The sequence below is a fragment of the Glutamicibacter sp. TV12E genome (assembly GCF_052441935.1).
GTDB lineage: Bacteria > Actinomycetota > Actinomycetes > Actinomycetales > Micrococcaceae > Glutamicibacter.
The window spans coordinates 2,315,423-2,340,894 of record NZ_JBQVVF010000001.1 but is presented as its reverse complement, the minus strand read 5'-3'; the positions used below and the strand labels follow the sequence as shown (position 1 = coordinate 2,340,894).

Here is a 25,472-nt window from a genome sequence, read left to right as displayed (position 1 = left end):
GAGAAAGTTTAGTTGCTCGGCTCAGCGAGAAATTGATGTTTTTCATGAGCCAGCGCCACTTCTCCTACACCAACGCTACTACTGAGCGGTGTCGCGGAGTCAAACATCACGTGATCAAAACGTCGCAACATCAAACCTTCACGAATTGCCCAAGGACAGATCCGCACAGATTTCAATTTCAGCGCGCTCATCGCCTCGTGGGCGACAATTGCTCCCGCCAACAGCTGCGGGGCACGAATCTCAGAGACGCCGGGCAATTCTGCACGTTCGGCCCAGCTCATGGCCGTCAGGCGATTGGTCCACAGCTTGAGCGCTTCCCGGTTCAAAACTCGCTTGACGTAGGGTCCTTCATCGCTCGGTGCCGCACCGGTGATGCGGGCCAGCGAACGGAACGTCTTGGATGTGGCCGTGGCCAATGTCGGTTTGCCGTATTGGCGAAGTTCTGTCGCCGGGTCGCTGAGCACGTCGCGGACGTAGGTGCGCAACTCCTTCACTTCCTTGATGGAAGGCAGGTCGTTGGGCAGCCACTCACGGGTCAGGCGGCCAGCACCTAGCGGGACCGAATAGGCGGTCTGTGGAAACTCGTCGGTGCCCCATGCCAGTTCCAGGGATCCGCCACCCATATCGAGGTTGAGGATGGACTCCGAAGACCAGCCGAACCAGCGGCGCACGGAGTAAAAGGTCATTCCGGCTTCTTCTTCACCGGTAAGTTCCAGCAGGCTCACGCCGGTCTCGGCTTTCACCCGGTCCAAGACGCTGGAGCCATTGGAAGATTCGCGGATCGCCGAGGTGCAGAACGCCATGAAGTCTTCTACCTGATGGCTGCCGGCGAACTTGACCGCTTCATTGATGAACGAAATCAGTTCCTGCTGGCCCTCTTCGGTGATAGCACCGTATTCGTTGAGGTAGCGCACCAAGGACAGTGGACGCTTGTGCGATGCATAGGGAACCGGTCGGGCTCCCGGGTAAGCATCGACGAGCAAAAGGTGAACGGTATTCGAACCGATATCCAGTACACCTAGTCTCATGGTGCGCTCCTCGTTTGGCCGTGCAAGTACTGTTAGTCAGTCTTTTTTTGCGGTGGTCTTCTTGGCTGTAGTCTTCTTCGCGGGTGCCTTTTTAGCGGTGCTCTTCTTGGCCGGGGCCTTCGTAGCCGTGCGCTTAACCGGACCGCGGGCTCGCTTATCTGCCAACAGTTCGATGGCCTTTTCACGAGTCAGTTCTTCCAGCGACGTTCCGCGAGGAACGGTGATATTGGTGATCCCGTCAGTAATATACGGACCGAAACGGCCATCCTTGACCACGATGTTCTTCTCGCTGGTCGGGTCCACACCGAATTCTGCCAATGGAGGCACGGCGGCACGGCGGCCACGCTGCTTTGGCTGGGAATAGATCTCCAAGGCTTCATCCAAAGTGATGGTGAAGATCTGGTCTTCACTTTCAATGGATCGCGAATCGCTGCCCTTCTTCAGGTAGGGTCCGAAACGGCCGTTCTGCACGGTAATCTCTTCACCTTCAGCGTCGGCGCCCAGCACACGTGGCAGGCTCATCAGCTTCAGCGCATCATCCAAGGTCACCGATTCCACGCTCATGGATTTGAACAGCGAGGCGGTACGCGGCTTGATCTTGACAGGCTTCTTCGGTGGCTTTGGCTTGCCGTTCTTGTAGTACTCAACGGGCAGCGCAGCCAAATCCTCGGCCGTTGGCTCTGGAATGATCTCGGTGACATAGGCGCCGTAGCGTCCATCCTTGGCCACGATCTTGCGACCGGTTTCCGGATCGTTGCCCAAATCCTTTTCAGCAACCTGGGCGGTGGCAAAGAGCTCTTCCGCCTTCGCTGCTGTCAGCTCATCAGGGGCAAGATCTTCTGGTACGTTGGCGCGCTGCGGTTCGGTGCCCTCTTCGGCGCCTTCCGGGATGGCGCGTTCCAGGTATGGCCCGAACTTGCCAACGCGCAAAGTGATGTCGTCGGTGACTCGAATCGAGTTGATGGCACGGGCGTCAATATCGCCGAGATTATCGACCACATGCTTCAAGCCCTCGGTCTCGGACTCTGCGCCCTTGCCGAAGTAGAACAGGTTCAGCCAGTCGGTGCGTGCACGGTGGCCCTTGGCGATTTCATCCAGGTCGTCTTCCAACCGGGCAGTGAAGTCGTAGTCGACATACTTGGCGAAGTGCTCTTCAAGCAGGCGAATCACCGAGAAGGCAATCCAGCTTGGCACCAATGCCCCACCGCGCTTGGTCACGTAACCGCGATCCATGATGGTGGAAATGGTCGGAGCGTAGGTCGATGGGCGACCGATTTCGCGCTTTTCCAGCTCAGCGACGATCGAGGCTTCGGTGTAGCGTGCCGGCGGGGTGGTCTCGTGGCCCAGCGCCAGCAGCTCGTCGCCCGCCAGGTGCTGTCCCACGGACAGTTGTGGAAGGCGGGCTTCTGCCTCCTGGGCGGCAGCTTCAAGGGCCTGCTCGTCCTTGCCCTCTTCATAGGCGGCAAGGAAGCCGCGGAAGGTGATCACGGTACCCGACGCGGAGAACTCGGCAACACGGCTATCACCCGCGGTGCCCTGCAGCTTGATGGTTGCGGTGAACCCCTTGGCATCGGCCATCTGCGAAGCCACGGTGCGCTTCCAGATCAGCTCGTAGAGCGCGTATTCATCCTTGGACAGCGACGAGCGCACGTCCTTCGGGCGGCGGAACATGTCACCGGCGGGGCGGATGGCTTCGTGGGCTTCCTGGGCGGCATCGGACTTCGCCTTGTATACGCGTGGCTTGGCCGGCACGGAGTCGGCGCCGTACAGCTCGGTGGCCTGCTTGCGTGCCGCGGTAGTGGCTTCCTGGGAGAGGAACACCGAGTCGGTACGCATATAGGTGATGTACCCGTTTTCATACAGCCGCTGAGCGATCTGCATGGTGATCTTGGAGCTCCAGCGCAACTTGCGGGAAGCTTCCTGCTGCAGCGTGGAGGTGGTGAATGGCGCTGCTGGGCGGCGGGTGTAGGGCTTGTCTTCGACCGAGGTGACGGCAAAGTCGGCATCGGAAAGATTCGCAACCAGCGACTGGGCCGAGTCCTGGTCCAGGTGCGCCAGCTTGTTGCGCGAGGCCTTGAGTTGCCCGCGGTCGTCGAAGTCGCGGCCCGAGGCAACACGAGCGCCGTCCACGGCGGAGAGCTTGGCCGAGAAGCTTTCGCCGCCAGCGGTGGCGAACTCGCCCTTGACGTCCCAGTATCCGGCGGGGATGAAGGCCATGCGTTCGCGTTCGCGCTCTACGACCAGACGGGTAGCCACGGACTGCACACGGCCTGCGGAAAGGCCACGAGCTACCTTGCGCCACAGCACAGGAGAGATTTCGTAGCCGTACAGCCGATCGAGGACGCGGCGGGTTTCCTGGGCATCAACCAAGTCGGTGTCCAGCTCGCGCATGTTATCCAGCGCGCGGGCAATGCCTTCCTTGGTAATCTCAGTGAAGGCCAGACGGCGAACCGGAACCTTGGGCTTGAGCACCTGCAGCAAGTGCCACGCGATGGCTTCGCCTTCGCGGTCCGCATCGGTTGCGAGGTAGAGTTCGTCGGCCTCTTTGAGCTTGGCCTTCAACTCCGAAACACGCTTTTTCTTGTCCGGGTAGACCATGTAGTACGGCTCGAAGTCATTATCCAAGTCGACTGCGAACTTGCCCACCGAGGTCTTTTTAAGCTCGGTTGGAAGCTCCGATGGCTGTGGAAGATCTCGAATGTGCCCCACCGATGCATCAACGTCAAAGCCCTCGCCCAAATACTTGGCGATTGACTTCACCTTGGCAGGAGACTCTACGATTACGAGTTTCTTACCAGTCTTTTCCTTGGCCTTGGGGGGCACAGCACTCCTTTATACAGTACGGATTCTCAGGACCATTATGTAGTCCAATTTAGATCCGCCATCACAGCTTCGTTCTTTGTGCCTACTCTATAGCCACATTTCCCGATGATCCTACACCGAAGAATTGCTGTGCTTTGAGCGAGGCAATCTATATTGTTGCCTCCACTGATGTCTGATATTCAGGAAGCAACGAGATTAAGTAGAACATACGACGAGAGTCAATACTGCGTTCCTCCGCAGTAGCTTTGGCCTCGTACTCGTAGACGAGGTCCAACATTCTACGGTTGAACTCACGCTGCTTTTCTTCAGAAAGGAAGACCAAGCCGCTGGTGAGCATAGGTGGCCGATCCGGATCGGGGGTGATCCCAGCCTTCGCTTCCGCCTCGCGTCGCTGCACTTCAGCATTCAATCGCGTTCTAAATGCGTTCAATTGCACGTTCAGATATGCGGTCTTTGCGTTGGTCGAGTCGATCTGGGTATTCAGCTCCAGGCGTTCGCCGGCAGCGCGCCAGCGACGTTCGCGAGCATCACCCTCGCTCGCGGCGCGAATCACATACCCATACTTCTCCAGAGCCCGCAGGTGGTAGCTCATGGCGCTGGGCGTCAGCGCGCACAGCGAGGCCAACTCGGTTGCGGTACGGGTCGTCTGGGAGGCGAAGAGCTCATCCAAGACGATGAGTCGAGCATCATGGGCCAACGCTCGAATGGCCTGCGGGTCTGTGATGGAGACGAGCTTGGGAATACCGCCCTCTATCGACAAGGCAACCTCCGCCTGTTCCTCAATTGTGTTGCGTGTCATAGGCAAAAACTTTAGCGCTTGTTTCACATTTTACGAAGCATGCCATGTAGCAAGAGGCGCTTCACTGCTTCATAAAGCCGATCCGCGAAGTCTTCCTGCCCCTCGCCGATCAACGAGTCCAAGGCGTTGACTAGCTGAAACACTGATAAATCACCGTCGCACGCCGAAACGAAACCAGCCTGCGCAGTGTCGAGCAACTCAGTCCTGCGAAGACCGGCTCCCTGCCGCAGCAGAATCACCCCAGGATGTTCCGCCCCGGGGCGCTGATGACGTTCTTCGGTCACGTCGTCGGCAACGAGCAGATGCCATTCCTTGAAGCCCTCTCCGGCGCGCCCCAACTCATCTGCCATGGCAATATCCCGTTGCAATGTCGGAGCCAGAGGCTGCTCCACCGGATGATTAATCTGCTCGTAGCTTTGGATTACCGGACGCTGGCCATCGGGGCGCCGGAAGTACACGAGCCCAAAGCCGACGGCCGCAACATTCCTGGATTCGAAATCGTCGAGGTAGGCATTGTAGGCCGCGATATAGGATGCCTGGTCTTCTGTCTGCGAGGAGTCACGCAGCCAAGTTTCGGCATAGCCGCTTGGCGTGGTCTGTTCGCGTTCGATCACCCAGACATCCAGCTGATCGCCAAACCACTGGCGAACACGGGCATCCCATGGAGCATTTGAATCATCTTCCAGGCGAGGAATCTCCCAGTTGGAGAGCATCTGCATGGAGCCGCCGGGGTTCAAGAACTCGGGCGCCTGTTCTATGAGGGTACTGACCAATCGGTCCCCTGCCATCCCGCCGTCACGATAGGTGAAGCGGTCCTTGGCCCGCTCGGTGGAACTGCGTGGCGTAATCACGAACGGAGGGTTGCTGGCGATCAGGTCAAAGCGCTGCCCTTCGACCGGTTCAAACAAGCTGCCCTGAAGCAGCGTGACCCGGGACTCAAGGTTTTGCGGATCGAGCCCGAGCGTGCGGTGGTTCAGCAGCAGGTTGAAGCGAGCAAAGCCCAAGGCTCGCTTGGACAGGTCCGTTGCGGTGACGTGCTGTGCGTGGGAGAGCAAATGGAAAAGCTGGATGCCGCAGCCGGTGCCAAGATCAAGGGCTCGATCAACCGTGGAACGAATGGTCAGCTGGGCCAATGTAAGCGAGGCCTGCCCAATTCCCAATACGTGATCGGTGCGCAGAACTCCTGGGCGCTGATGCGCGCCCAAGTCGTGGGCGACCCACAGTTCTCCGTCAGCGTCCGAGGAATGCAGCGACAAGGCGAGCGTGGCGCGGAATCCGTTGGCCCACGCTTCAATCAATCCCAGCTTGAGCAGGCCTTCGGTCTTCAAATTGCTGAAGGCCCTATTGATGGCAGATTCCGCTTCGGACTGCCCCAATTGGAAAAGGCGCACCACGGTGACCAGAGGCGTTTCCGGCTTTTGGCGCTCAAGAACCCGCAAAGCAGGATGAATCTGATCCCGGTCAAAAGCAGCGGCCGCTTCCTCGCCAAGCAGTTCGGCTACCTTCTCGTAGCCGTAGCCGACATGGTTCAAATCCTTGGCAAGCATGTCAAGCAAGAGCTGGTCGGCACTTTGAGGGGTCTCGTCTAGGGCAGAAAATTCGGCGGCATTCACGCGTTCAAGTCTACCTAGTCACGCCGCCGCCATTGGAAACGACCTGGCATGCTGTCGACACTAGGATAGTGGCATGACTCAAGTGACGGTTACCTTTCTCCAGCAACTGAGCGCCAGCGAAGTCATCCCTTCCAGCAAATCATTGCCGAAGAACGCGCGCATCGAGCAGGCTCAGCACATCACCCCGGAATTCTCACGATTCCTCTACCAGGGCGTCGGCAGCGAATTGCATTGGGCAGACCGGTTGGATTCGACTCGCGCCCAGTGGAACGAAGTCCTGCAGCGCCCCGGTTCAGAAACCTGGGTCCTGTATCTGGACGGTTCTCCCAAGGGGTATTTCGAGCTCGCCACTACTCGCGGCGATTCCGGCAGCGAGGTAGAAATCTTCTACTTCGGGCTCTTCCCTGAAGCCACCGGACGCGGATTGGGCGGCGTCCTGCTTACGGAAGCGCTCAGTCGGGCCTGGGATCTGGCCTCGCGCTGGCCCGAGTTGCCAGAAATCGCCCGCGTTTGGCTGCATACTTGCTCCTTGGACGGACCAGCCGCCCTGCCGAATTATCAGGCCAGGGGCCTGAAAATCTATCGCACCGAAGACGAAGAGTCACAGATACGCGATGCCTCGCTGGAATTGTGGCCTAGCGCAGCTGACTAGTCCAGCAGCGAAAAACTCGGCACCAGCCTTCAAATGAAGGCTGGTGCCGAGTCAAAGGTTCATCTGCGCTATCAGGCGTCGACGCTGCTGCAATCCGGACAACGTCGCAGTTGCTCATCTTGTGCGCAGTCTTCGCAGAACAGTCGCAGGTTGCGGCAGGTTGGGTTCGAGCAGTTCTCGAACTTGTTCGTCGGGCCTTCGCAGCCAACGCATTTGCCGATAGTTGTCGCGTTCTCGGAGAACTCGGTGTGCATGCGCTTGTCGAAGACGTACAGGGAACCTTCCCACAGGCCTTCGTCGGCGTACTTCTCGCCATAGCGGACGATGCCGCCCTGCATCTGGTAAACCTCTTGGAAGCCGCGCTTGACCATCAGGGCCGAAAGCACTTCGCATCGGATACCGCCGGTGCAATAGGTAACGACGGGCTGATCCTTCAGGTGGTCGTATTTGCCCGAATCGAGTTCAGCGACGAAATCGCGGGTGGTGTCCACTTCAGGAACAATGGCGTCCTTGAACTTGCCGATCTGCGCCTCGAAAGCGTTGCGCCCGTCAAAGAAGTGCACCTTTTCGCCGGACTTCTTCTTGGTGTCCACCAGCTCGTGCAGCTCTTCGGGACGCAGATGAGTGCCACCGCCAACAACACCGTTCTCATCGACTTCCAGCTCACCCGGTGCGCCGAAGGTGACGATCTCATCGCGGACCTTGACCGAGATGCGAGGGAAGTCTTCGGCCGAGCCTTCGGACCATTTGATGTCCATCTTCTTGAAGGCAGGTAGTTCGCGGGTAGCTTTGACGTAGGCCTTGACGGCCGAGATTTCGCCACCGACGGTACCGTTGATGCCGTCCTTGGAGATGATAATGCGTCCGCGCAATCCCCAGCGCTCCAATAATGAACGCTGCCACAAGCGGATAGCTTCAGGGTCAGGAAGCGGAGTAAATGCGTAATACAGAACAATGCGATGAATGGCCACCATACAATATTAGTAGCTTTTGGCCGCGAAACGCCGAGTAAAAGAGCAACGTCACAATGATTAGTCGTGATTTCTCGGGCAGTCCAAGAGTTTCAAGTAGGCAACGATTGGTTCAATGTCAGCGAATTCCTAGGAAAGACAAGGTAGGGTCAAATTATGGCATCAAACGCAAGCGACGAACTGATCAGCACCTGGGTAACCGGCTGGGCAGGAGCCCGTGGCTATGAAACTCGCAACGAGGGACGAGTCCACGCTGCCCTGCGTCACGACACCACTGAAGACTGGGAATACGTAATTTACGGCCCGTCCAAAGAGGAACTGGCCGCAGTTGCCGAGACCTTGAAAAAGCACCCTAACCGTCGACTCACCGCCTTCGACGATTCGGCCGAAAGCCTGGTCGCAATCGCCAATGAAGTTGGCCTTCAGGTCACGGCCGACGACGAAGCACTTATGGTTACCGAACTTGCCGTGCATGACGTTGAGGTCCCACTTCCTGCTGACGGTTTTATCTTCCAGATTGAGCGCGATGGCACCCACGCGTACGTGTCATTGCACCCCGAGGACGACCAGCAAGTTGTTGCCGCGTCCGGCCATGTATCTGCTGTTAATGGCTTCGCCATTTTCGACCGCATCATCACCGGCGCAGATTTCCGTCGCCGCGGCCTGGGCACGCTGATCATGCGCGCATTGGCGTCTCTGGCTCAGGAACATGACGTTGAGGAAGGCCTGCTGATCGCGTCGGTTGACGGACAGCAGTTGTACGCATCCTTAGGCTGGACTTCACTAGGCAAAGTTGTGATGTTCAAGGCCTAAGCCATTCAGAATTTCCCTCTCGCCGTACCCGACGCATCAAAGTGTTGGGTACGGCGATAGTCTTTAACTTCAGCAATTCATGGTTCCGAAAGGCGTTTACGTGAAGTCAGTGCGTTCCTTGTTGGATCCGAATGACCGCAGCAATGACCCCGAGGCCGTGTTGCATCGGCGTTCTCGGCCAGCCAAGGATGAAATCACGAGCGATTGGCCGCAATGGCTGAGCCATGAACTGGTTGAAACCTTCCAGAGCTTGGGAATCCAGCGCCCGTGGTTGCACCAGGCCCAAGCAGCGAATCTCATCCACGAAGGCCAACACACGATCGTGTCCACTGGCACGGCTTCCGGCAAGTCGATGGCCTATCTGATGCCTGGCTTGGAAGCCCTCTACAACTCCCGCGATAGCGGATTTAATGACGCGGATACCGCCGCGTCTGTACTCTACATATGCCCGACCAAGGCATTGGCTGCAGACCAGCTCTCTGCGGTGCAGGCCCTCGATGTCCCCGGCGTGCGCGCGTCTGCCTACGATGGCGACACCGACCAGGCCACGAGAACCTGGGTTCGCCAGCACGCGAATTTTGTCTTCACCAACCCGGACATGCTGCACCGCGGGATCATGCCGAATCATCCTGCCTGGTCTCGGTTCTTCAAGCGTCTGCGCTACATCATCATCGATGAAGCCCACTCGTACCGGGGTGTATTTGGGGCACACGTGGCCAACCTGATGCGACGCTTGCGCCGCATCTGCGCCCACTATGGTGCCTCCCCCATTTTTATTGGTGCGTCCGCTACAAGTTCCGACCCGGAAGAATCATTCGGCCGGCTCATTGGCGCGCCGGCCAAGGCTGTAACCCATGACTTCTCTGCCAGTGGTGAGCTTGTCATTGGCTTGTGGGAGCCTCCTTTGACGGAACATCGAGGAGAAAATGGAGCGCCTGTACGCCGCACGGCCATCGCTGAAAGCGCGTCAATTCTTACCGATCTCATGGCGGATCACACTCGAACCATTGTTTTCATCAAGTCTCGCCGTGGCGCCGAAACCATCGCAACACTCACCCGAAAGCATCTAGAACGATTCGCCCCCGAACTTTCTGTACGATTAGCCGCCTACCGCTCCGGCTACCTGCCGACTGAACGCAGGGAAGTGGAAAGGCAGCTGCGCAGCGGCGAACTTCTTGGAGTCACCTCGACCTCTGCCCTGGAATTGGGTATCGATATTGCTGGGCTGGATGCCGTAGTCGTTGCCGGGTGGCCCGGGACGCGTGCTTCGTTCTTCCAGCAGATCGGTCGCGCGGGGCGCTCTGGCCAAGATGCTTTGGCCATCTTTGTAGCCGCGGAAGATCCCTTGGATACCTATCTGGCCCACCACCCCGAGGCTATTTTCGATTTAGGTGTGGAAGCCACGGTTTTTGATCCGCACAATAAGTACGTGCTCAGCGGGCACCTTTGCGCCGCCGCCCAGGAATCTCCGCTGCGTCCTGAGGAACTTGGGCTCTTTGGCCCGGACACCGAAGAACTGCTGGAGTCCCTGGTTCAACGAGGCTATCTCCGCCGGCGGCCAGCTGGCTGGTTCTGGACGCACCCGCAACACGCTGCTGCGATGTTTTCCATCCGTGCCGACGGCGGCGGCCCCGTTGACATTATTGATGCTGAAACCGGCGCCCTGCTGGGAACCATGGATTCTCCGCAAACTCATTATCAGGCTCATCCCGGGGCCATTTACGTCCATCAGGGAGCGAGCTACCACGTTGAAGAATTGGACGAGCAAAACCACGTAGTGGTCGTGACCCGCGTAAATCCTGACTACTACACCACTGCCCGGGATCTAACCACTGTGGCAGTAGATTCGGAAGAGCGGAAAAGCAGCCATCAGGAGCTGAATATCCATTTCGGCGAAGTGACCGTCACGACTCAAGTCGTCTCGTTCCAGCGAAAATCCGTCGCATCCAATGAGGTTCTCTCTGAGGAACCGTTGGAGCTTGAAGCACGCGATCTGAACACCAAATCAGTATGGTTCACGATGACGGAGCAAAGGCTACTGCGGGCCGGGCTCGCCGTGGATCAGTTCCCAGGGGCGCTGCATGCCGCCGAGCACGCGATGATCGGCTTGTTGCCGTTGGTGGCAACCAGCGACCGATGGGATATCGGTGGTGTCTCTACCGCATTGCATATGGATACCGGGCATCCGACCATTTTTGTCTACGATGCACAGCCCGGTGGAGCAGGGTTCGCCGAGCGGGGATTCGAACGGTTCACCGACTGGGTGCGCGCAACCAGGGATGCAATCGAATCGTGTGAATGCCAAAATGGGTGTCCTAGTTGCGTTCAGTCTCCGAAATGCGGCAATCGGAACAATCCACTGGATAAGGCCGGAGCGATCCTCTTGCTGAGCGCCGTCTTGGACGATGTCGAGCCGCGCCACCATCGCTAGTTCAGTGCTGGCTGCTATTCGGTTTGGTCTAGTGGCGGTGCTCCTGCCCGGGCTTTGGCCCTAGCGGCATACAGTTCGATTCCCAGGGCATGGAACGACACTGGGACTTTTGCCGAAACCGCCACCGTCTGGCCATCGGCCTCAACGATGCAGGACTCCAGCATTGCGTTATTTGCCTGGGCAAGGGATCGCGCCACTCCGCAGGGGTCTCCCTGGCGCAGTCCGCGTGCCGTATCCGCGCCGGCTAGGGCTGCCAGATCCGCAGCTGCCGCCGCGTCCATTGCGGCATGCACGGCAGCGACCCACGCAAGAAGCACTCCTGCCAACAGCAAAGCCATGATCACCAAAGCGGTGGTGACCACGGTACCGCTGCCTCGTTCAGAAGCCAGATGTGAAATTCGTTGATTCATTCGACAGCCACACTCGCCTCGCCGCGTATTTGAACACTGCCCACGATGGGCACCTGAACCGATTTGCGGACAGTGACTTTTGAAAATCCGCCACCGGTGGAAATAGCAAAACTCGCCTTGTTTCCCGCTAGCCGAACCCCACTGGCTTGCGCTGTTGCCCGGTCTTCACCGCGGGCCAATTCCCTGGCCATCGCTCCCGCGGCTTGTTGTACCTGTATCTGTTGGATGCCCAGCGCGCCAAAGCACAACAGCAACGACAGCATCAACGCGACCGCGGGGAGCAGCACCGCAAATTCTGCGGTGCTGCTCCCCTTGTCATCACTGAGCTTCATGACCTACAGCGACAAAGCTTTGGTGATCAGGCCCATCAGCATTCCACGCACATCGCCGCTGGAAAGGATGCTGATTAGCAGCCCGGCGAATGCCACGGCAGCCAGGGTGACCATGGCGAATTCGGCGGTAGTGGAACCTTGCTCGTCCTTCAGCTGGTCCATGATCTCGCGGAATTGTCGGTTCATTGTTTTGACCTTTCTCAATATCTTTTGCCGACGGCCTCGGTGCCGTTGACTGTGTGATTTCACTGTCAGTCATTTGCCGCTGGCCGGGCTTCGTCTCGCGGCGATCTGGGTATAACTCTTCGATCAAAAGGTGCAGTTCCGCTACATGCCGGGGAACAACGCAATGATCAGCGGAACAACACCTAGCGCGATGAATGCCGGCAAGGCGCAAGCGCCCAATGGCAAGACCAGTCTTGTACCGAATTGCGCGCCGAGACGAGCCACTTTCTGCGTGTGTTCTCGACGCTGCAGCGCCGCGGTGTTGCGCAGCAAGGTTGCGGCTGGAGCACCCGTGGCATGGGCGAAATGCAATGCTTTTCGCAGTGGAGACAACCAATTTGGTGCCGCTTCCCACGCTTTGTCCCACGGCAGATTCATTTCCAGACACCGGGCGACACTGCGCAAGACCTTGCACTGGTCAATGCTGCTTCCCAATAAGTCGAGAATGTCTGCAATGGGCATCCCTGATTCCAGCAGGCTGGCGCTGAGATCCAGCACCAATTCGATGGGTTGATGTTGAGCCTGGCCCTGGTCTTTTGCCTTTGCGGGCCTCCCGGGACTCGAAGCCCGCACGGATGCGCCCGTGCTCAGCATGAAAGCTGCGGAAAGGGCTGCACAAAGCAGGATCAAGAGATTCATGACAGTGCCTGAGCCGAGGTCGAATGCATCAGCCGTTGGCACCACACCCTATTGGCTATCCAGAGGGCCGCGCCGATAGCGACGCTTAATTGCGCAGCCCACGAAGAGAGAAGTGTCCCGAGAACGTCGATGCCTACGAGCAGGCCAAAGCCGAACCCCACTAGTGGTAGCCAGGTGAGCAGCTTCCTCGTAGCTCTAGGCCCGGCCATGGCGGCATCGAATGACTGCTGAGCGACCGAGGCTGATTCCAAGTCCTCGGCTAGGCGCTCGAGAACTTCTGCCAAGGTTGCTCCGCTGCGCTGCGAGATCTGCAGGCACCAATGCAGCCGCTGGACGGCGGCATGCTCGGGAAGGATTTCTCCCTTGGTGTCGTCGTAGCGGTTCTGGTTGTTCAATCGATGGATGGCACGCAGGTCTTTCAAAGCCTGGACAATATGGCCCGTGCCATTTTCAACTTCCAATAATGCGTCCAGCGCTGGGTAGAATCCGAGGCCGCTGCGAAGCAAGGCCGAGAGTTCTCGAATAATGCGGGCGTCGTCGTTCAGCGTGTGCATCGGTTCATGGTTGTGCCGGCTGAAACCGCGCCACATCATCCAGTTTTTCGTTGACAAGCTTGCCTCGCCACTAATAGCAGGCAACCAGAGCCACAGGGCTGCGGCGCTCAGGACCAGTATCAGCATGGCGTTTCCCCTGCACTGCCCACCGCGGCTAGTTCGGTTTCCAGATCCTCTGTGAGAGCATTTCCAAACTTCTGTTTCACCATCTGCCGGCCAACCACGGTCAGAGGCCGGTGGCTGTGCAAGTCAATCAGGGTGCTCATGCGCATGCGCCCCGAGTCATCTGTTTCAAGGCAGCCCAGTCCAACCGGCCCGCGCCGTCCGTGCTCACCGCGGCTCATGTGGATGACCAGGTCCAGCGCACTCGACGCCTGCAGTGAGGTGGCCTGGACGCTCCAGCCTGCCAAGGCGCCGAGCGCAGCAAGCCGGGCGGGAACCGACGCCGGATTATTGGCATGCAATGTACCGGCTGCCCCTTGATGCCCTGTGTTCATTGCTGCCAAGAAGTCCCTGATCTCTTCACCACGGCATTCCCCGACTATCAGGCGGTCGGGGCGCATGCGCAAGGCCTGGACGACGAGGTCCTTGAGCTGTACCAGCCCAGCTGATTCCACATTGGCTGACCTGGTTTGCAACGAAACCGCGTGCGGATGATTGATTTGTAATTCCTGGGAATCCTCCACAATCACCAACCGCTGTTGTTCATCGACTTGGGAAAGCATGGCCTGGAGCAGCGTCGTTTTGCCACTGCCGGTTCCACCGGTCACCAAGAAATTCAATTGCTTCTCAATGACTGCTTTCAAAAGTGGAACCCAAAATGGCAAGGAAGATTGCAAGACTTCTTCAAGACCGAGGCGCGCTGCATGCTTGACGCGTATCGAGATCAGCGGTCCTTGCGTGGCAATCGGCGGAAGCACGGCATGCACACGGTAATTCTTCAGGCTCATGTCCATGAACGGGCTGGCCGAATCAAGTCGTTTCCCTGCCAAGGTCGCCAGGTGCACGGCCAAGTCTCGGACTCGTTCCGCCGAAGGAAACTTGAAATCCATCAGCTCCAGTCCGCGAGGCGAATCGGTCCAGACCTGGCCTTGTCCGTCAACGAGCACATCGGTGACATCGGGGATCCTGGCGAAAGGTTCCAGGTCCGATAACCCCGCGACCTCGTGCTGCAATCTCTCCAGGGACTGAGCGGCGCCTTGCGATCCCAGCGCTGCCCCGGAATCGTGGACCGCCCCCGCCAGCGCGATCGCGTCCAATTGCCCTCCGGATTGCAAGGCCCTTTCTCGCACGGATTCCAAAATCTTGGCGTTCAGGGCGTGACCGGAAAAGACCATCCCGCTGTCTTTGCTGTGTCGTCCGGAGTTCATGATTTCTGGCCTTGAAGTTGCGGAAGCAGGCACAGGTTGGCCAGCGACTGGCGCAAGCCCCGGGATTTGAAGCTATCGAACAATTCGCCACGGCTTTCGGCTTTGATGATGCGTGAAGAAGTTGGAAAGGTGCCAAGTATTTCTGCGCTGGAGGCTGGCTCGTACCGCGGTTGTTGTTTTCCGCAGAGCACTACCTCGCCTTGTGCAGGAAGGCTTGAACCATGCGCCGTGTACACCTGCCGGTTGATGAACTGGTTGATAACGCCCTGCTGCGGATGGGGGTAGCGCCCGGCATCCAGCACCACGAAGTCAAAGCCTTGGCGCGCGGCAGCCAGCAGGCGGATCATGAGTTGTTCTTCCACTGCTTCGTGCTCGGTTGCCTGGGACCAGGTCAGCACGGACGTAGTATGCAATTGCGGCAAGGTCTCGGCTAGTTGATGTGCCGCAAGCCGGCCGCCCGAATGCTGCAGCTCTTCCCACCCGATACCTGTCGGCGGCTGTGCAGTGGCCCGCGGCCACAAACCATGGGAATGCGGATCCAGGTCAACGACTAGGCTGCGCAGCCCGCTGAGTGTTCCGGCATGGGCCAGCAGCAACGCGAGAGTGCTGGTTCCCAGTCCACCGGCGGCGGCCACCAAGGACAGCGTATGGCCGTGACCGGCACGCATGGCCCACAGTCCCAGATATTCTCCGAGCCACGCTCCGGCCGAAGGCAGGAGCGCCACCCGCGCTTTCGGGAACCTGCTGGCCAGCGACCACAACTCGCTGGTCTCAGTTTCGAGCCCTGCCAGGACATCAACCCTGTGCCCGGCCTCGCCCGCCAGCCCAGCCATGTCGCTGCCCCAGAGCACCGGACCGGTATCGGCCCGGCTTAAAGCCTGCGGATCAGTGCATTGAACAATGCGCACCGCGGCGCCAACCGCAACGGCAGCGCATAATTCCACGATCTGCGGATCGCTGCTGACGATGGTGCAGACCGGTTCATCAGCAGCTCCAGGCCCGCTTCCAGGAACATGATCCGCTGGCAAGACAGTTCTCAAGTCATCAAGCTGCGTCATCACGAAGCGGTTGTTGTGCTGCTCTTGAAGCGCAGATGGGGAGCCATTTAGCCATTTCATTTATCGATCGTGGCATTTGCGCACCGCGCTGATTCCCGGGTGCAAGCCAAATGGGGATATCTGCTCTCGGCACGGCACAATGTACTTATGAGTGCCATTGCCTTCCTCGCGCCTGATCCTGATGGCTACGCCCTCATAGACATCCGCGACAGCGATTCAGCTCAGCCGTTGAGAGCAGTGTTTCCGGTCTCGCGAGAGGATTTTGCACAGGTTGTGGCCCAGACTGAAGCCGAGCTGGGGCCCCGCTGGGCAATGCTTCGCACTACCCCGTGGATGCAGCCGCTGATTTCCGCTGGCGTTTTTCTTGCCAAGGCCCATGTATTGTCTTTGGCCCAGCGCATCATGCACCGCTCGCCCATGGCCAGTGGGCAGCTCGCCGATTTTGACCTTGAACATCCAGTGGCCGCTGCTGGACGCATTGACCAGGATGCCCTCTTTGATACGCCGACCTTTGGCGAATCGCTGGATGACCTGATCCAGCTCTATGCCCAGCAGCACCGCGCGCTGCCGCAAGACGCGGTGGCCCGCAAGCGCCTCGAGCTGCTGATTCACGCCGAATCGGTGGGCGCGCTGATCGCCTGCGAGATGGAGCATGCGGGGCTTTCATGGGATGAGTCTGGCCATCGCGCCTTGCTGCGCGAGCAGCTGGGCCAGAAGGTCTCCGACTATGCGCGCCCTCCAAAGCTGGCTGCCAAAGCCCAAGAGCTGGCGATCGCGCTGCAGACCCCGGGATTGAACCCCGATTCACCGCAAGAATTGCTCAAGGCTTTGCATAAGGCCGGTTTTGCGGTGCGTTCGGCCCGTGCCTGGGAGCTGGAGCAGATCAGCCATCCGGTGATCCAGCAAGTTCTGGACTACAAGAAGCTCTCCCGGTTGGCCAGTGCGCACGGGGATACCTGGCTGGACCAGTGGGTGAAAAATGGCCGTTTCCATCCCCACTACGTCTTGGGCACTGTGGTCTCCGGACGGTGGGCAGCTTCTGGCGGCGGGGCATTGCAATTGCCTCACGCCATCCGCCAGGTAGTCCGCACCCAGCCCGGACGCACCTTTGTCGTGGCCGATGGACGCCAGCTCGAACCGCGAATTCTGGCCGCAATCTCCGGCGATCAGCAATTGCAGCAGGCCGGCCAGCAAGATGACCTGTATCAATGGCTCCTGGATTCCAAGTTGGTGTCCACCCGCCAAGAGGCCAAGCTGGGAATGCTGTCGGTCATTTATGGCGGTGGCGGAGGCGCCAGCGGGGCGGTTGGAGCCGCGCTCACCAGAAGTTTTCCCGCGGCGATGCGCTTCGTCGAGCAAGCGGCGCAGGCCGGGCAGCAAGGAGCTGGCGTCCGGAGCTTTTTGGGACGCGGCTGTCCACCGGCCGATGAGCAGTGGATGCGGGCGCAAAGGGATACCGCGGATGAGGGATCCCAGCGGGCTGCAGATGCTGCTGCTCGGGCCCGCGGCCGCTTCACCAGGAATTTTGTGGTCCAGTCCACCGCGGCCGAATGGGCCTTGGTGTGGATGGGCCATGCCCGCCATCTGATTCATCAAGCTGGCTGGGGCGAGCTGTGCCAGCAGGTATTTTTTGTGCATGACGAAATCGTCTTCGAATGCCCTGTGGAACATGCCGACCAGCTCAAGCAGCTGATCCAGCATGCCGCGATGCTGGCCGGACGCACCCTTTTTGGGGCCGCGTCCCCGCGTTTCCCGGTGAGCGTAGCCATCTGCTCGAACTATGCAGAGGCCAAATAGGCGCTGCGCCTTCAGGCCATGCGCATTTCCCGGTGCCGGTTCCAGGCGCGCGTCCACCCCAGTTCCGTGAAGAGCCGGTCAAGCACGATTGCGGTGAACCCCCAAATGATCCGGTCGCCAAATTCGAAGGCCGGCGAGGTGAACTTCTGCTGGTTTCGCTGCACCACCCCGGTCAGCCGGTTCCTGGGATCGAGAAGCTGCGCCACCGGTGCCCTGAAAACTCCGGCGCTTTCGGCGGGGTCAACGGCATGGACCGGGGATTCGGTATGCCACCAGCCCAGCACCGGGGTGACCAGGAAGTTGGTGACCGGCAGTTCGGTCTCGCTCAAATTGCCGAGCACCTCGACGCCGCTGGTATCCAGCCCGGTTTCCTCCCAGGCCTCGCGCAGTGCAGCGTCTGAGGCGCTCGAATCGCCTTGGTCTATGCCGCCGCCGGGAAAAGCGATCTGCCCGGCGTGCTTGCGCAGCGTGGTGGCCCGCTCAACAAAGAGCAGGTCCAGATCCTGGGCGCGGGCCTGGTCGGCAAGCGGTGCGGTGCCGGCAGCGCCAAAGAGGATCAGCACCGCGGCCCGGCGGGCCGGGTTGCTGTCCAAATCCATGTTGATCCACTGGTTGGGCAGCTTTTGGGGTGCTCCAGCGGTGGCTCGATGTTTTGCGACGACCTGCTTCAACTCGCTGCGTGCGCTCATGCGTCTAGTCCATATCCTTCGGCTCTCAGCTGCCTCCGGGTCGCACCTGCTTGCATTTTTGCCAGAAGATCCTCGCGCCCGGGAGCCAGCTCATACTTAAGCAACTGTTTTGCCTTGGCAGGTATTTCCTCGCCGAGGCCGAACGAGGGGCACAGCTTGGCTACCGGGCACACCCCGCAGGCGGGTTTGCGGGCGTGGCAGATCCTCCGGCCGTGAAAGACCACGCGGTGGCTGAGCATGGTCCAGTCGCGCTTGTCGAACAGCTCCCCGACCGCATGCTCGATCTTCACCGGGTCGGTTTCATCGGTCCATCCAAAGCGGTTGGCCAGGCGTCCGAAGTGGGTGTCGACGGTGATCCCCGGAACGCCGAAGGCGTTGCCCAGCACCACGTTTGCGGTTTTGCGCCCGACCCCGGGCAGCTTGACCAATTCCCCAAGCTCCGGCGGGACCTGCCCATCGTGGCGTTCCACCAGCGCGGCTGAAAGGCCCAGGAGCGAATCGGTCTTGGCTCGGAAGAATCCGGTGGGCCGAATCAGCTCTTCTACTTCGCTGCGTTCGGCTTGGCTCATGGCTATCGCGTCCGGGAACCTGGCAAAGAGCGCCGGGGTGATGGCGTTGACCCTGACGTCGGTGGTCTGGGCGGAGAGCACCGTAGCGACCAGCAGTTCAAAGGGGTTCTCGAAATCCAGCTCCGGGACCGCATAGGGGTAGGTTTCGGCCAGTACCCGGTTGATCTTGCGAGCCCGCCGCTTGAGCGCCAATTCGGTTTCCATTTTTGCTTTATTCGCCACGCTTAGATCGTGCCATGAGTACCTGCACTTTTCACCCTCGGACACCGTGATCCGATGCAGTTCGTCGCGGCACGATGACCACTCGGCGCAGAATTCACCCGGAATTCCCCTTGCTGGTGACACAAACCACTGCCGCCTGCCCCGAAGCATGTAACTTTGATCACAGAGAATATCTATGACTACGCGGAAGGATGCGAAGCCCGTGAGCGATTCGAAGACCTTGGATAACCTGTCGAATGAAACCCGTGCCTTTGCCCCCAGCAAAGAGTTCAGCGACCATGCCGTAGCCAGTTCGGCCAGCTATGAGGCAGCTGAGGCTGACCGCTTGGGCTACTGGGCGGACCAGGCCCGCAAGGTGCTGACTTGGGATACTGATTTCACGCAAACCCTGGACTGGTCGCAAGCGCCGGTTTCCAAGTGGTTTGTCGGAGGCAAGCTCAACGCGGCCTACAACGCGCTGGACCGGCACGTGGAAAACGGCCTGGGCGACCGGGTGGCGATCTACTTCGAGGGCGAGCCAGGCGACACCCGCACCTACACCTACGCCCAGCTGACCCAGGAGGTCAAGAAGGCCGCCAATGCCTTCGAGTCCCTGGGCGTGGCCAAGGGGGATCGCGTGGCCGTATACCTGCCGATGATTCCCGAAGCCGTGATCACCATGCTGGCCTGCGCCCGCATTGGTGCCATCCACTCGGTAGTCTTCGGGGGCTTCTCCGCCGACGCTTTGCGCAGCCGCATCGACGACGCCGATGCCAAGCTGGTGGTCACCGCCGACGGCACTTGGCGCCGCGGCAAGCCATCGGCCTTGAAGGCCGCAGTGGACGGCGCACTGGCCGCTCCGGGACACACCGTGGAAAATGTTCTGGTGGTCAAGCGCAACGCCGAGCCAGTGGAATTCGGCCCCTTGGACAAGTGGTGGCACGAGGTGGTGGACGCAGCCTCCACCGAGCATACCGCGGTAGCGCACGATTCCGAGCACCCGCTATTCGTGCTCTACACTTCGGGCACCACCGGCAAGCCCAAGGGCATCGTCCACACCACCGGCGGCTTCCTCACCCAGGGCGCGGTCACCCATCGCGACACCTTCGACCTGCACCCGGAAACCGACGTGTACTGGTGCACCGCCGATATCGGCTGGATCACCGGCCATTCCTACGTCACCTATGCCCCATTGATCAATGGCGCGACCCAGTTGATGTACGAGGGCACACCGGATACCCCGCACCAGGGCCGCTGGTGGGAATTGGTGGAAAAGTACGGCGTCTCCATTTTGTACACCGCGCCTACCGCCATCCGCACCTTCATGAAGTGGGGCCGCCAGATTCCCGATGGCTATGACCTCTCTTCCCTGCGCGTGCTGGGTTCGGTCGGCGAGCCGATCAACCCCGAGGCCTGGATGTGGTATCGCGATGTCATCGGCACCAACAACGGCAAGAATGGCGAGCGCAAGGAGCACCCGACCCCGATCGTCGATACCTGGTGGCAGACCGAAACCGGCGCGCACATGATCGCTCCCCTGCCCGGCGTCACCCACACCAAGCCAGGCTCCGCGCAGGTCGCGGTTCCGGGCATCAGCATCGATGTGGTGGATGAAGCCGGCGAGTCGGTGGGCAACGGCGAAGGCGGCTTCCTGGTGATCCGCGAGCCGTGGCCTTCAATGCTGCGCGGCATCTGGGGCGACATGGAACGCTACAAGGAAACCTATTGGTCCCGTTTCGAGAACATGTACTTCGCCGGCGACGGAGCCAAGAAGGACGACGACGGGGACCTGTGGCTGCTGGGCCGCGTGGATGACGTGATGAACGTGTCCGGCCACCGCCTGTCCACCACCGAGATCGAGTCCTCGCTGGTCGCGCACCCCTACGTGGCTGAGGCTGCAGTGGTGGGCGCCAAGGATGAAACCACCGGCGAGGCCGTGGTCGCGTTCGTGATCTTGCAGACCGAGCCTGCCGAAGGCGAGGATGTCGTTGCAACGCTGCGCAACCATGTGGGCAAGGACATCGGCCCGATCGCCAAGCCGAAGCACGTGCTCGTGGTCCCCGAATTGCCAAAGACCCGCTCCGGCAAGATCATGCGCCGCTTGCTCAAGGACGTGGCCGAGGGACGAGAAGTGGGTGACGCCACCACGCTCTCGGACTCGACCGTGATGAGCCAAATCGCTCAATCCATGGGCAAGTAGTCCGCACCGGACCGCCCACGCTGCCGCCGGGCAGAACGCTGCTCGCGTTCTGCCCGGCGGTAGCGTTTTTTCTCATTCATCAATAGACAATTGCCGTGGTTCAAGACGCTTTGCATTAGATTTGAGTCCATGACTGACACCGCATCACGCACGATCCTGCTGCTCAACGGACCGAATCTGAACCTCCTGGGCACCCGTGAGCCGAAGATTTACGGACATGACACCTTGGCCGATGCTGAGCGGCTGGCCCGTGACACTGCCACTGCCCTCGGATTTGAGCTGCGCGCCCTGCAATCCAATCATGAAGGGGTGCTCATCGATGCCATTCATGAAGCTCGCACCAGTGCTGCGGGCATCGTGATGAACCCGGGAGCCTTCACCCACACGTCGATCGCCTTGGCAGACGCCATCAGCGGTGTCCAGCTGCCCACGATTGAAGTCCACATCTCCAACGTGCACCAGCGCGAGGCATTCCGCCACCATTCCTACATTTCACCGGTGGCCAGTTCCATCATCGTCGGCGCTGGCGTCAACGGCTACAAGCTGGCCGTGGAACAGCTGGCGCACCTGCTGGGCAAATAATTTGCCCCTCCTGCTAGTTGGCGATGCAGTCCCCGGTCTTGACCGAGGTACGCTGCGAGCCACCTAGCTCCATGGCCCGCTCCATCTCCTCAAGGCTCAGGGCGAATCCAACCTGCTCGTCGCTGCGGGACTTCGCGAAGATCAAGCCAACGGCATCCCCGCTTTCGTCCACCAGCGGGCCACCGGAATTGCCCTGGGCCACTTCGGCGGTGATCTGGTACACGGATATTCGCGACGGGTCGGTGCCGTAGATATTGGCGATCGAGACATTGGCCCGCGAGGCGATCATGGCGCTGCGAATCTGCTGAGGTCCACCAGCCGGATAGCCGATAAATGCCGCGGTGTCGCCACGGGTGAGATCCTCATCGGCCAGGTCAATGGCCGGGGCCCCCAAGCCCTGTACGTAAAGCAGCGCGATATCGGTCTCAGGATCGAAGTAGACCACCTTTCCGCGGTGAACTCCGTCACGACCGGTCTCCACGGTGGCTGCCCCGAGTCCAGCCACCACGTGGGCGTTGGTCATCACCATTTCTGGAGCCACCACAAAGCCCGAACCGGTCAGGTTGACACCGCATTGCACTGCCGTGCCCGAGACCTTGGCGGCGGATTCTGCTGCGGTCCGCTGGAGATCGGTCGCCACCCAGTCGGTGTCCATGGGCTGGGCCACCGGCGGCGCAAAGGGCTCCAGGAATGCTGGCAGGGTTTCGGCGATCACCTTGGAGCGTGCCGAGGAAATGGCCGAGTTCACAAAGGGCGGCGTCGCGCCGCGAATGGCCTGGATCATGGTGGATTTTCCAATTTCCAGGGACAGGCGCGGTATACCCATGCTGGAGGTGGAAAACGCCAGCGCGCCAATGATCGTTGCGGTAATCAGCACCGAGAGCACGCCACCGGCAATGCGGTCTGCAGAGCGCAGGAAATCGACGTTCATCCAGTGCCGGATGCGGGTGGCAATGACCCTTCCCAGCGCCTGTCCCAGAATAATCAGCACGGCGGCCGTGGCTGCCATCAGCGCAACACGCCACCAGGGGTTATTGGCGAAAGTGGAAACCAGCGGGATGGCAAAGAACGCGGCAACACCTCCCAGAATGAGGCCCACCATGTCGCCAACGGTCAAGAGAAAACCGCGGCGAAGTCCGATAATGAAAAAGGTCAGCAAAACAGCGCAGATGACTACGTCGAGCCAGCTGAAAATTCCGAGCACCAAGACTCCAATGCGTTCAAATACTTTGTATTAACCCAAGGTACCCTTAGAAGCTGATGGATTTCTGCGAGCATATTCGCGAGTTTTGGCCGAATGAGCGTGACGTTCAACATTTTCTCGGTGAAACCACGTGTGGAAACTGTCACATTGTTACTGAATACGGCACAATGAAGTAAGCGCCTACTACTGTTGACAGGAGATTTAATGGATATCGAGGTACTGCGTCGCGCGCCACTGTTTGCGTCGCTTGGTGATGAAGTATTCGCCGCGCTCACCGAAGAATTAACCGAGGTTGATCTGTCCCGCGGTGCATCGGTGTTCCGTGAAGGCGATCAGGGCGACCGCCTGTACTTCATCGTTTCGGGCAAGATCAAGCTGGGCCGCACCTCTTCGGATGGTCGCGAAAACCTGATTGCTGTTCTTGGCCCAGGCGAACTGTTTGGCGAGATGGCCCTATTCGATCCACACCCACGCAACGCGACTGCAACCGCCGTGTCGGAAACCCGACTGGCTGGATTGAGCCACGAGAACATGCGCAAGGCGATCCTGAACTCCCCTGAGGTCTCGATCCAGCTGCTGCAGGCTCTGGCTGCACGTCTGCGTCGCACCAACGAGTCCCTTGCGGACCTGGTATTCTCCGATGTTCCTGGCCGTGTCGCCAAGGCTCTGCTTGATCTTGCTGACCGCTTCGGCCGTCCAGCAACCGACGGCATCCTGGTCGCTCACGAGCTGACTCAGGAAGAGCTGGCTCAGCTGGTTGGCGCATCGCGTGAAACCGTAAACAAGGCTTTGGCTGAATTTGTACAGCGCGGCTGGCTGCGCCTGGAAGCACGTGCCGTCGTGATTCTGGACATCCAGCGTCTGCGCCAGCGTTCACGCTAAGCCAGTCAAAATAGTGCGGGCCGAAGATCCTTTTGGATCTTCGGCCCGCACTATTTTTAAGTTGTTTTAGCTAATTCATTGGCGGCCCGCGGCGGCCTGCCAGGGGCGCGAGGATTCGGCACTCATCGAGCCCAGAACCTCCAGATAATAAATGCCGTCGCGCACCAGCAAGTCCGGGTGCTTCAAATCCAGGGACCGCGCCCGCGACAAATACGCCACCACCCCGTTGGCCTCGGACATTGCTTCAAGCATCATTTCCACGGCCGGGTAGCTGATCTGCGAGAAGTTCAAGCCTACGGTATTAGGTTGCCCCACCAGGTCGCCGAGCTCGCTGGTGTTTCGCTGGGCTAACACGCCGCCGGCCACCTGCCACCCACCCCATTTGCCCTTGCCGCGAAGCAGCGTCGCTTCTTGGCGGTTGGGCACGGTGGCTGCGAAGTACCAGGTATCAAATCTGCGCAGGGCAAAGTTGGGATTCAGCCAGTGCGAGACCGGCCGCAATAAATCGGTGCGAAGCCCTAGGCCGCGACGGCGAAGAAACTCATCGAATGGAAGATCCTGGCCGGCAATTGCCTCGCGGGCGCTCATCCATTCTTCGGGGTCGGTCATTTCGATGATGGATTGCTCGTCGGTACCCGCCAGCAGGATTCCGGTTTCTTCAAAGAGCTCGCGAATGGCGCAAACGATATGCGCTTGGACCAGCTGCTGGTCCAAAACGTCCATGCGCTTGGACCACTGCGAAAGGCTCGGTCCAAACCATTGGTAGGTTGCCCGGTCGCTGGCCTCGTGGCTGCCGCCGGGGAAGGCCACGTTGCCCATCGGGGAGCCGCCGGGCCGAAAGGTCAAGTAGGTCTCGACGCCCTTGGAACAGTCCCGCACCAGGCACACGGACGACGCACGGCGCGGTGTCCGGGGGGTGCGGGAGCCGAAGGTAAACCAATTTTCGGCCGTAGGGATCTGGTGTGGTGGCAAATCAAAGACTCTGCGCACCATGCCACTGCGCGGCCCGCAAGGGAAAGCCTTGGCAGGCCGCGCAAAAGGCAACTGGGGTGAACTACTCAAATTCGGCGATGACCTCAACCTCGACGGGTGCATCCAGCGGAAGCACGGCAACGCCAACGGCCGAACGCGAATGCAGGCCTGCGTCGCCAAGCACCTCGCCGAAGAATTCGGAAGCTCCGTTGATGACTCCTGGCTGCCCGGTAAACTCCGGTGCCGACGACACGAAACCGACAACCTTCACGATGCGCTTAATGCGATCTAGGTCACCAATTTCGGCCTTGATGGCGGCCAGTGCGTTCAGTGCTGCAACCTGCGCCTGGGCCTTTGCTTCTTCTGCTGAAACCTCTGCGCCAACCTTTCCCACAACTGAGAGTTCACCATTAATCAGCGGAAGCTGACCGGAGGTGTAAACGTAGTTGCCGGTGGTGACGGCTGGCAGGTAGGCAGCGACGGGCTTGGCAACGCCTGGCAGGGCATGACCCAGTTCGGCCAGGCGCGTTTCGACACGCGAGGAAGTCGCTTCTTGCATGGGCTTTTTCTCCTTAAGGAAGTATATTTTGGCTACTCTTTTGGACGCTTCATGTAGGCCACCGGCGATGAGCCGTTGGGGCCAGGAACTACAGTAACC

Annotated in this window: 24 protein-coding genes; 7 read left to right on the top strand and 17 right to left on the bottom strand. The window is 59.7% G+C overall.

Features of this window, described 5'->3' with window-relative positions:
- Window positions 1–8: 8 nt before the first annotated feature.
- From ACT7DV_RS10925 to ACT7DV_RS10910, 4 genes are all read right to left on the bottom strand, one after another.
- On the bottom strand, window positions 9–1,028 hold the full coding sequence (locus ACT7DV_RS10925; protein WP_444662526.1) for a Ppx/GppA phosphatase family protein: 1,020 nt from the start codon (window positions 1,026–1,028) through the stop codon (window positions 9–11).
- 36 nt (window positions 1,029–1,064) lie between these two features.
- Window positions 1,065–3,851, bottom strand: a complete 2,787-nt coding sequence (topA, locus tag ACT7DV_RS10920; protein ID WP_444662525.1) for a type I DNA topoisomerase — start codon at window positions 3,849–3,851, stop codon at window positions 1,065–1,067.
- Window positions 3,852–3,999: 148 nt separating this feature from the next.
- Complete coding sequence (locus ACT7DV_RS10915; protein ID WP_444662523.1) at window positions 4,000–4,650, bottom strand: ArsR/SmtB family transcription factor; 651 nt, start codon at window positions 4,648–4,650, stop codon at window positions 4,000–4,002.
- A gap of 23 nt (window positions 4,651–4,673) precedes the next feature.
- Window positions 4,674–6,263, bottom strand: coding sequence for a DUF7059 domain-containing protein (locus ACT7DV_RS10910; protein ID WP_444662521.1), 1,590 nt, complete (start codon window positions 6,261–6,263; stop codon window positions 4,674–4,676).
- A 73-nt stretch (window positions 6,264–6,336) separates the two neighbouring features.
- On the opposite strand from ACT7DV_RS10910, the gene ACT7DV_RS10905 reads away from it, so the two are divergent.
- Complete coding sequence (locus tag ACT7DV_RS10905) at window positions 6,337–6,915, top strand: GNAT family N-acetyltransferase (protein ID WP_444662519.1); 579 nt, start codon at window positions 6,337–6,339, stop codon at window positions 6,913–6,915.
- A 71-nt stretch (window positions 6,916–6,986) separates the two neighbouring features.
- On the opposite strand, the gene trhO is transcribed toward ACT7DV_RS10905, so the two are convergent.
- A complete protein-coding gene (gene trhO / locus ACT7DV_RS10900) occupies window positions 6,987–7,886 on the bottom strand; it encodes an oxygen-dependent tRNA uridine(34) hydroxylase TrhO (RefSeq protein WP_075972611.1) in 900 nt (299 codons plus the stop codon).
- A 156-nt stretch (window positions 7,887–8,042) separates the two neighbouring features.
- Between trhO and ACT7DV_RS10895 the strand changes: the two genes are divergently transcribed.
- Window positions 8,043–8,699, top strand: a complete 657-nt coding sequence (locus ACT7DV_RS10895; RefSeq protein WP_444662516.1) for a GNAT family N-acetyltransferase — start codon at window positions 8,043–8,045, stop codon at window positions 8,697–8,699.
- 100 nt (window positions 8,700–8,799) lie between these two features.
- Complete coding sequence (locus ACT7DV_RS10890) at window positions 8,800–11,130, top strand: DEAD/DEAH box helicase (protein WP_444662515.1); 2,331 nt, start codon at window positions 8,800–8,802, stop codon at window positions 11,128–11,130.
- A gap of 14 nt (window positions 11,131–11,144) precedes the next feature.
- Here the strand turns inward: ACT7DV_RS10890 and ACT7DV_RS10885 are convergent, their stop codons facing one another.
- From ACT7DV_RS10885 to ACT7DV_RS10855, 7 genes are all read right to left on the bottom strand, one after another.
- Entirely contained in the window at window positions 11,145–11,540 is a 396-nt protein-coding gene (locus ACT7DV_RS10885) for an Rv3654c family TadE-like protein (RefSeq protein ID WP_444662513.1), read from the bottom strand.
- Window positions 11,537–11,872, bottom strand: coding sequence for a TadE family type IV pilus minor pilin (locus tag ACT7DV_RS10880; protein WP_146275872.1), 336 nt, complete (start codon window positions 11,870–11,872; stop codon window positions 11,537–11,539). The genes ACT7DV_RS10885 and ACT7DV_RS10880 overlap by 4 nt, the downstream gene beginning before the upstream one ends.
- Before the next feature lie 3 nt (window positions 11,873–11,875).
- The gene (locus tag ACT7DV_RS10875; RefSeq protein WP_060702350.1) at window positions 11,876–12,058 is read right to left on the bottom strand and encodes a DUF4244 domain-containing protein; all 183 of its coding nucleotides are present in this window, start codon (window positions 12,056–12,058) and stop codon (window positions 11,876–11,878) included.
- Between the two features lie 141 nt (window positions 12,059–12,199).
- Window positions 12,200–12,736, bottom strand: a complete 537-nt coding sequence (locus ACT7DV_RS10870) for a type II secretion system F family protein (protein ID WP_444662511.1) — start codon at window positions 12,734–12,736, stop codon at window positions 12,200–12,202.
- Window positions 12,733–13,416 (bottom strand): type II secretion system F family protein, encoded by a 684-nt coding sequence (locus ACT7DV_RS10865; protein ID WP_444662510.1) that lies wholly within the window; start codon window positions 13,414–13,416, stop codon window positions 12,733–12,735. The genes ACT7DV_RS10870 and ACT7DV_RS10865 overlap by 4 nt, the downstream gene beginning before the upstream one ends.
- Entirely contained in the window at window positions 13,410–14,660 is a 1,251-nt protein-coding gene (locus tag ACT7DV_RS10860) for a TadA family conjugal transfer-associated ATPase (protein WP_444662508.1), read from the bottom strand. The genes ACT7DV_RS10865 and ACT7DV_RS10860 overlap by 7 nt, the downstream gene beginning before the upstream one ends.
- A complete protein-coding gene (locus ACT7DV_RS10855) occupies window positions 14,657–15,778 on the bottom strand; it encodes a hypothetical protein (RefSeq protein WP_444662506.1) in 1,122 nt (373 codons plus the stop codon). Before ACT7DV_RS10855 ends, ACT7DV_RS10860 begins: the two co-directional genes overlap by 4 nt.
- Before the next feature lie 87 nt (window positions 15,779–15,865).
- On the opposite strand from ACT7DV_RS10855, the gene ACT7DV_RS10850 reads away from it, so the two are divergent.
- Window positions 15,866–17,515, top strand: a complete 1,650-nt coding sequence (locus ACT7DV_RS10850; protein WP_444662505.1) for a bifunctional 3'-5' exonuclease/DNA polymerase — start codon at window positions 15,866–15,868, stop codon at window positions 17,513–17,515.
- Window positions 17,516–17,526: 11 nt separating this feature from the next.
- Here the strand turns inward: ACT7DV_RS10850 and ACT7DV_RS10845 are convergent, their stop codons facing one another.
- Entirely contained in the window at window positions 17,527–18,204 is a 678-nt protein-coding gene (locus ACT7DV_RS10845; protein ID WP_444662503.1) for an NUDIX hydrolase, read from the bottom strand.
- Window positions 18,201–18,977 carry an endonuclease III gene (gene nth / locus ACT7DV_RS10840; protein WP_444662501.1) on the bottom strand — a complete coding sequence of 259 codons (777 nt, stop codon included), beginning with the start codon at window positions 18,975–18,977 and terminating at the stop codon, window positions 18,201–18,203. Before nth ends, ACT7DV_RS10845 begins: the two co-directional genes overlap by 4 nt.
- Before the next feature lie 193 nt (window positions 18,978–19,170).
- On the opposite strand from nth, the gene acs reads away from it, so the two are divergent.
- Both acs and aroQ read left to right on the top strand, forming a co-directional pair.
- The gene (gene acs, locus ACT7DV_RS10835; protein ID WP_444662499.1) at window positions 19,171–21,174 is read left to right on the top strand and encodes an acetate--CoA ligase; all 2,004 of its coding nucleotides are present in this window, start codon (window positions 19,171–19,173) and stop codon (window positions 21,172–21,174) included.
- Between the two features lie 129 nt (window positions 21,175–21,303).
- Complete coding sequence (gene aroQ / locus ACT7DV_RS10830; RefSeq protein ID WP_444662497.1) at window positions 21,304–21,756, top strand: type II 3-dehydroquinate dehydratase; 453 nt, start codon at window positions 21,304–21,306, stop codon at window positions 21,754–21,756.
- Window positions 21,757–21,769: 13 nt separating this feature from the next.
- Here the strand turns inward: aroQ and ACT7DV_RS10825 are convergent, their stop codons facing one another.
- Window positions 21,770–22,960 carry a MarP family serine protease gene (locus ACT7DV_RS10825; RefSeq protein ID WP_444662495.1) on the bottom strand — a complete coding sequence of 397 codons (1,191 nt, stop codon included), beginning with the start codon at window positions 22,958–22,960 and terminating at the stop codon, window positions 21,770–21,772.
- Window positions 22,961–23,164: 204 nt separating this feature from the next.
- On the opposite strand from ACT7DV_RS10825, the gene ACT7DV_RS10820 reads away from it, so the two are divergent.
- A complete protein-coding gene (locus ACT7DV_RS10820; protein WP_022874282.1) occupies window positions 23,165–23,842 on the top strand; it encodes a Crp/Fnr family transcriptional regulator in 678 nt (225 codons plus the stop codon).
- A 75-nt stretch (window positions 23,843–23,917) separates the two neighbouring features.
- Here the strand turns inward: ACT7DV_RS10820 and ACT7DV_RS10815 are convergent, their stop codons facing one another.
- Window positions 23,918–24,835, bottom strand: coding sequence for an NUDIX hydrolase (locus ACT7DV_RS10815; RefSeq protein ID WP_444664838.1), 918 nt, complete (start codon window positions 24,833–24,835; stop codon window positions 23,918–23,920).
- 61 nt (window positions 24,836–24,896) lie between these two features.
- The gene (locus ACT7DV_RS10810; protein WP_444662494.1) at window positions 24,897–25,373 is read right to left on the bottom strand and encodes a RidA family protein; all 477 of its coding nucleotides are present in this window, start codon (window positions 25,371–25,373) and stop codon (window positions 24,897–24,899) included.
- Window positions 25,374–25,472: the final 99 nt, after the last annotated feature.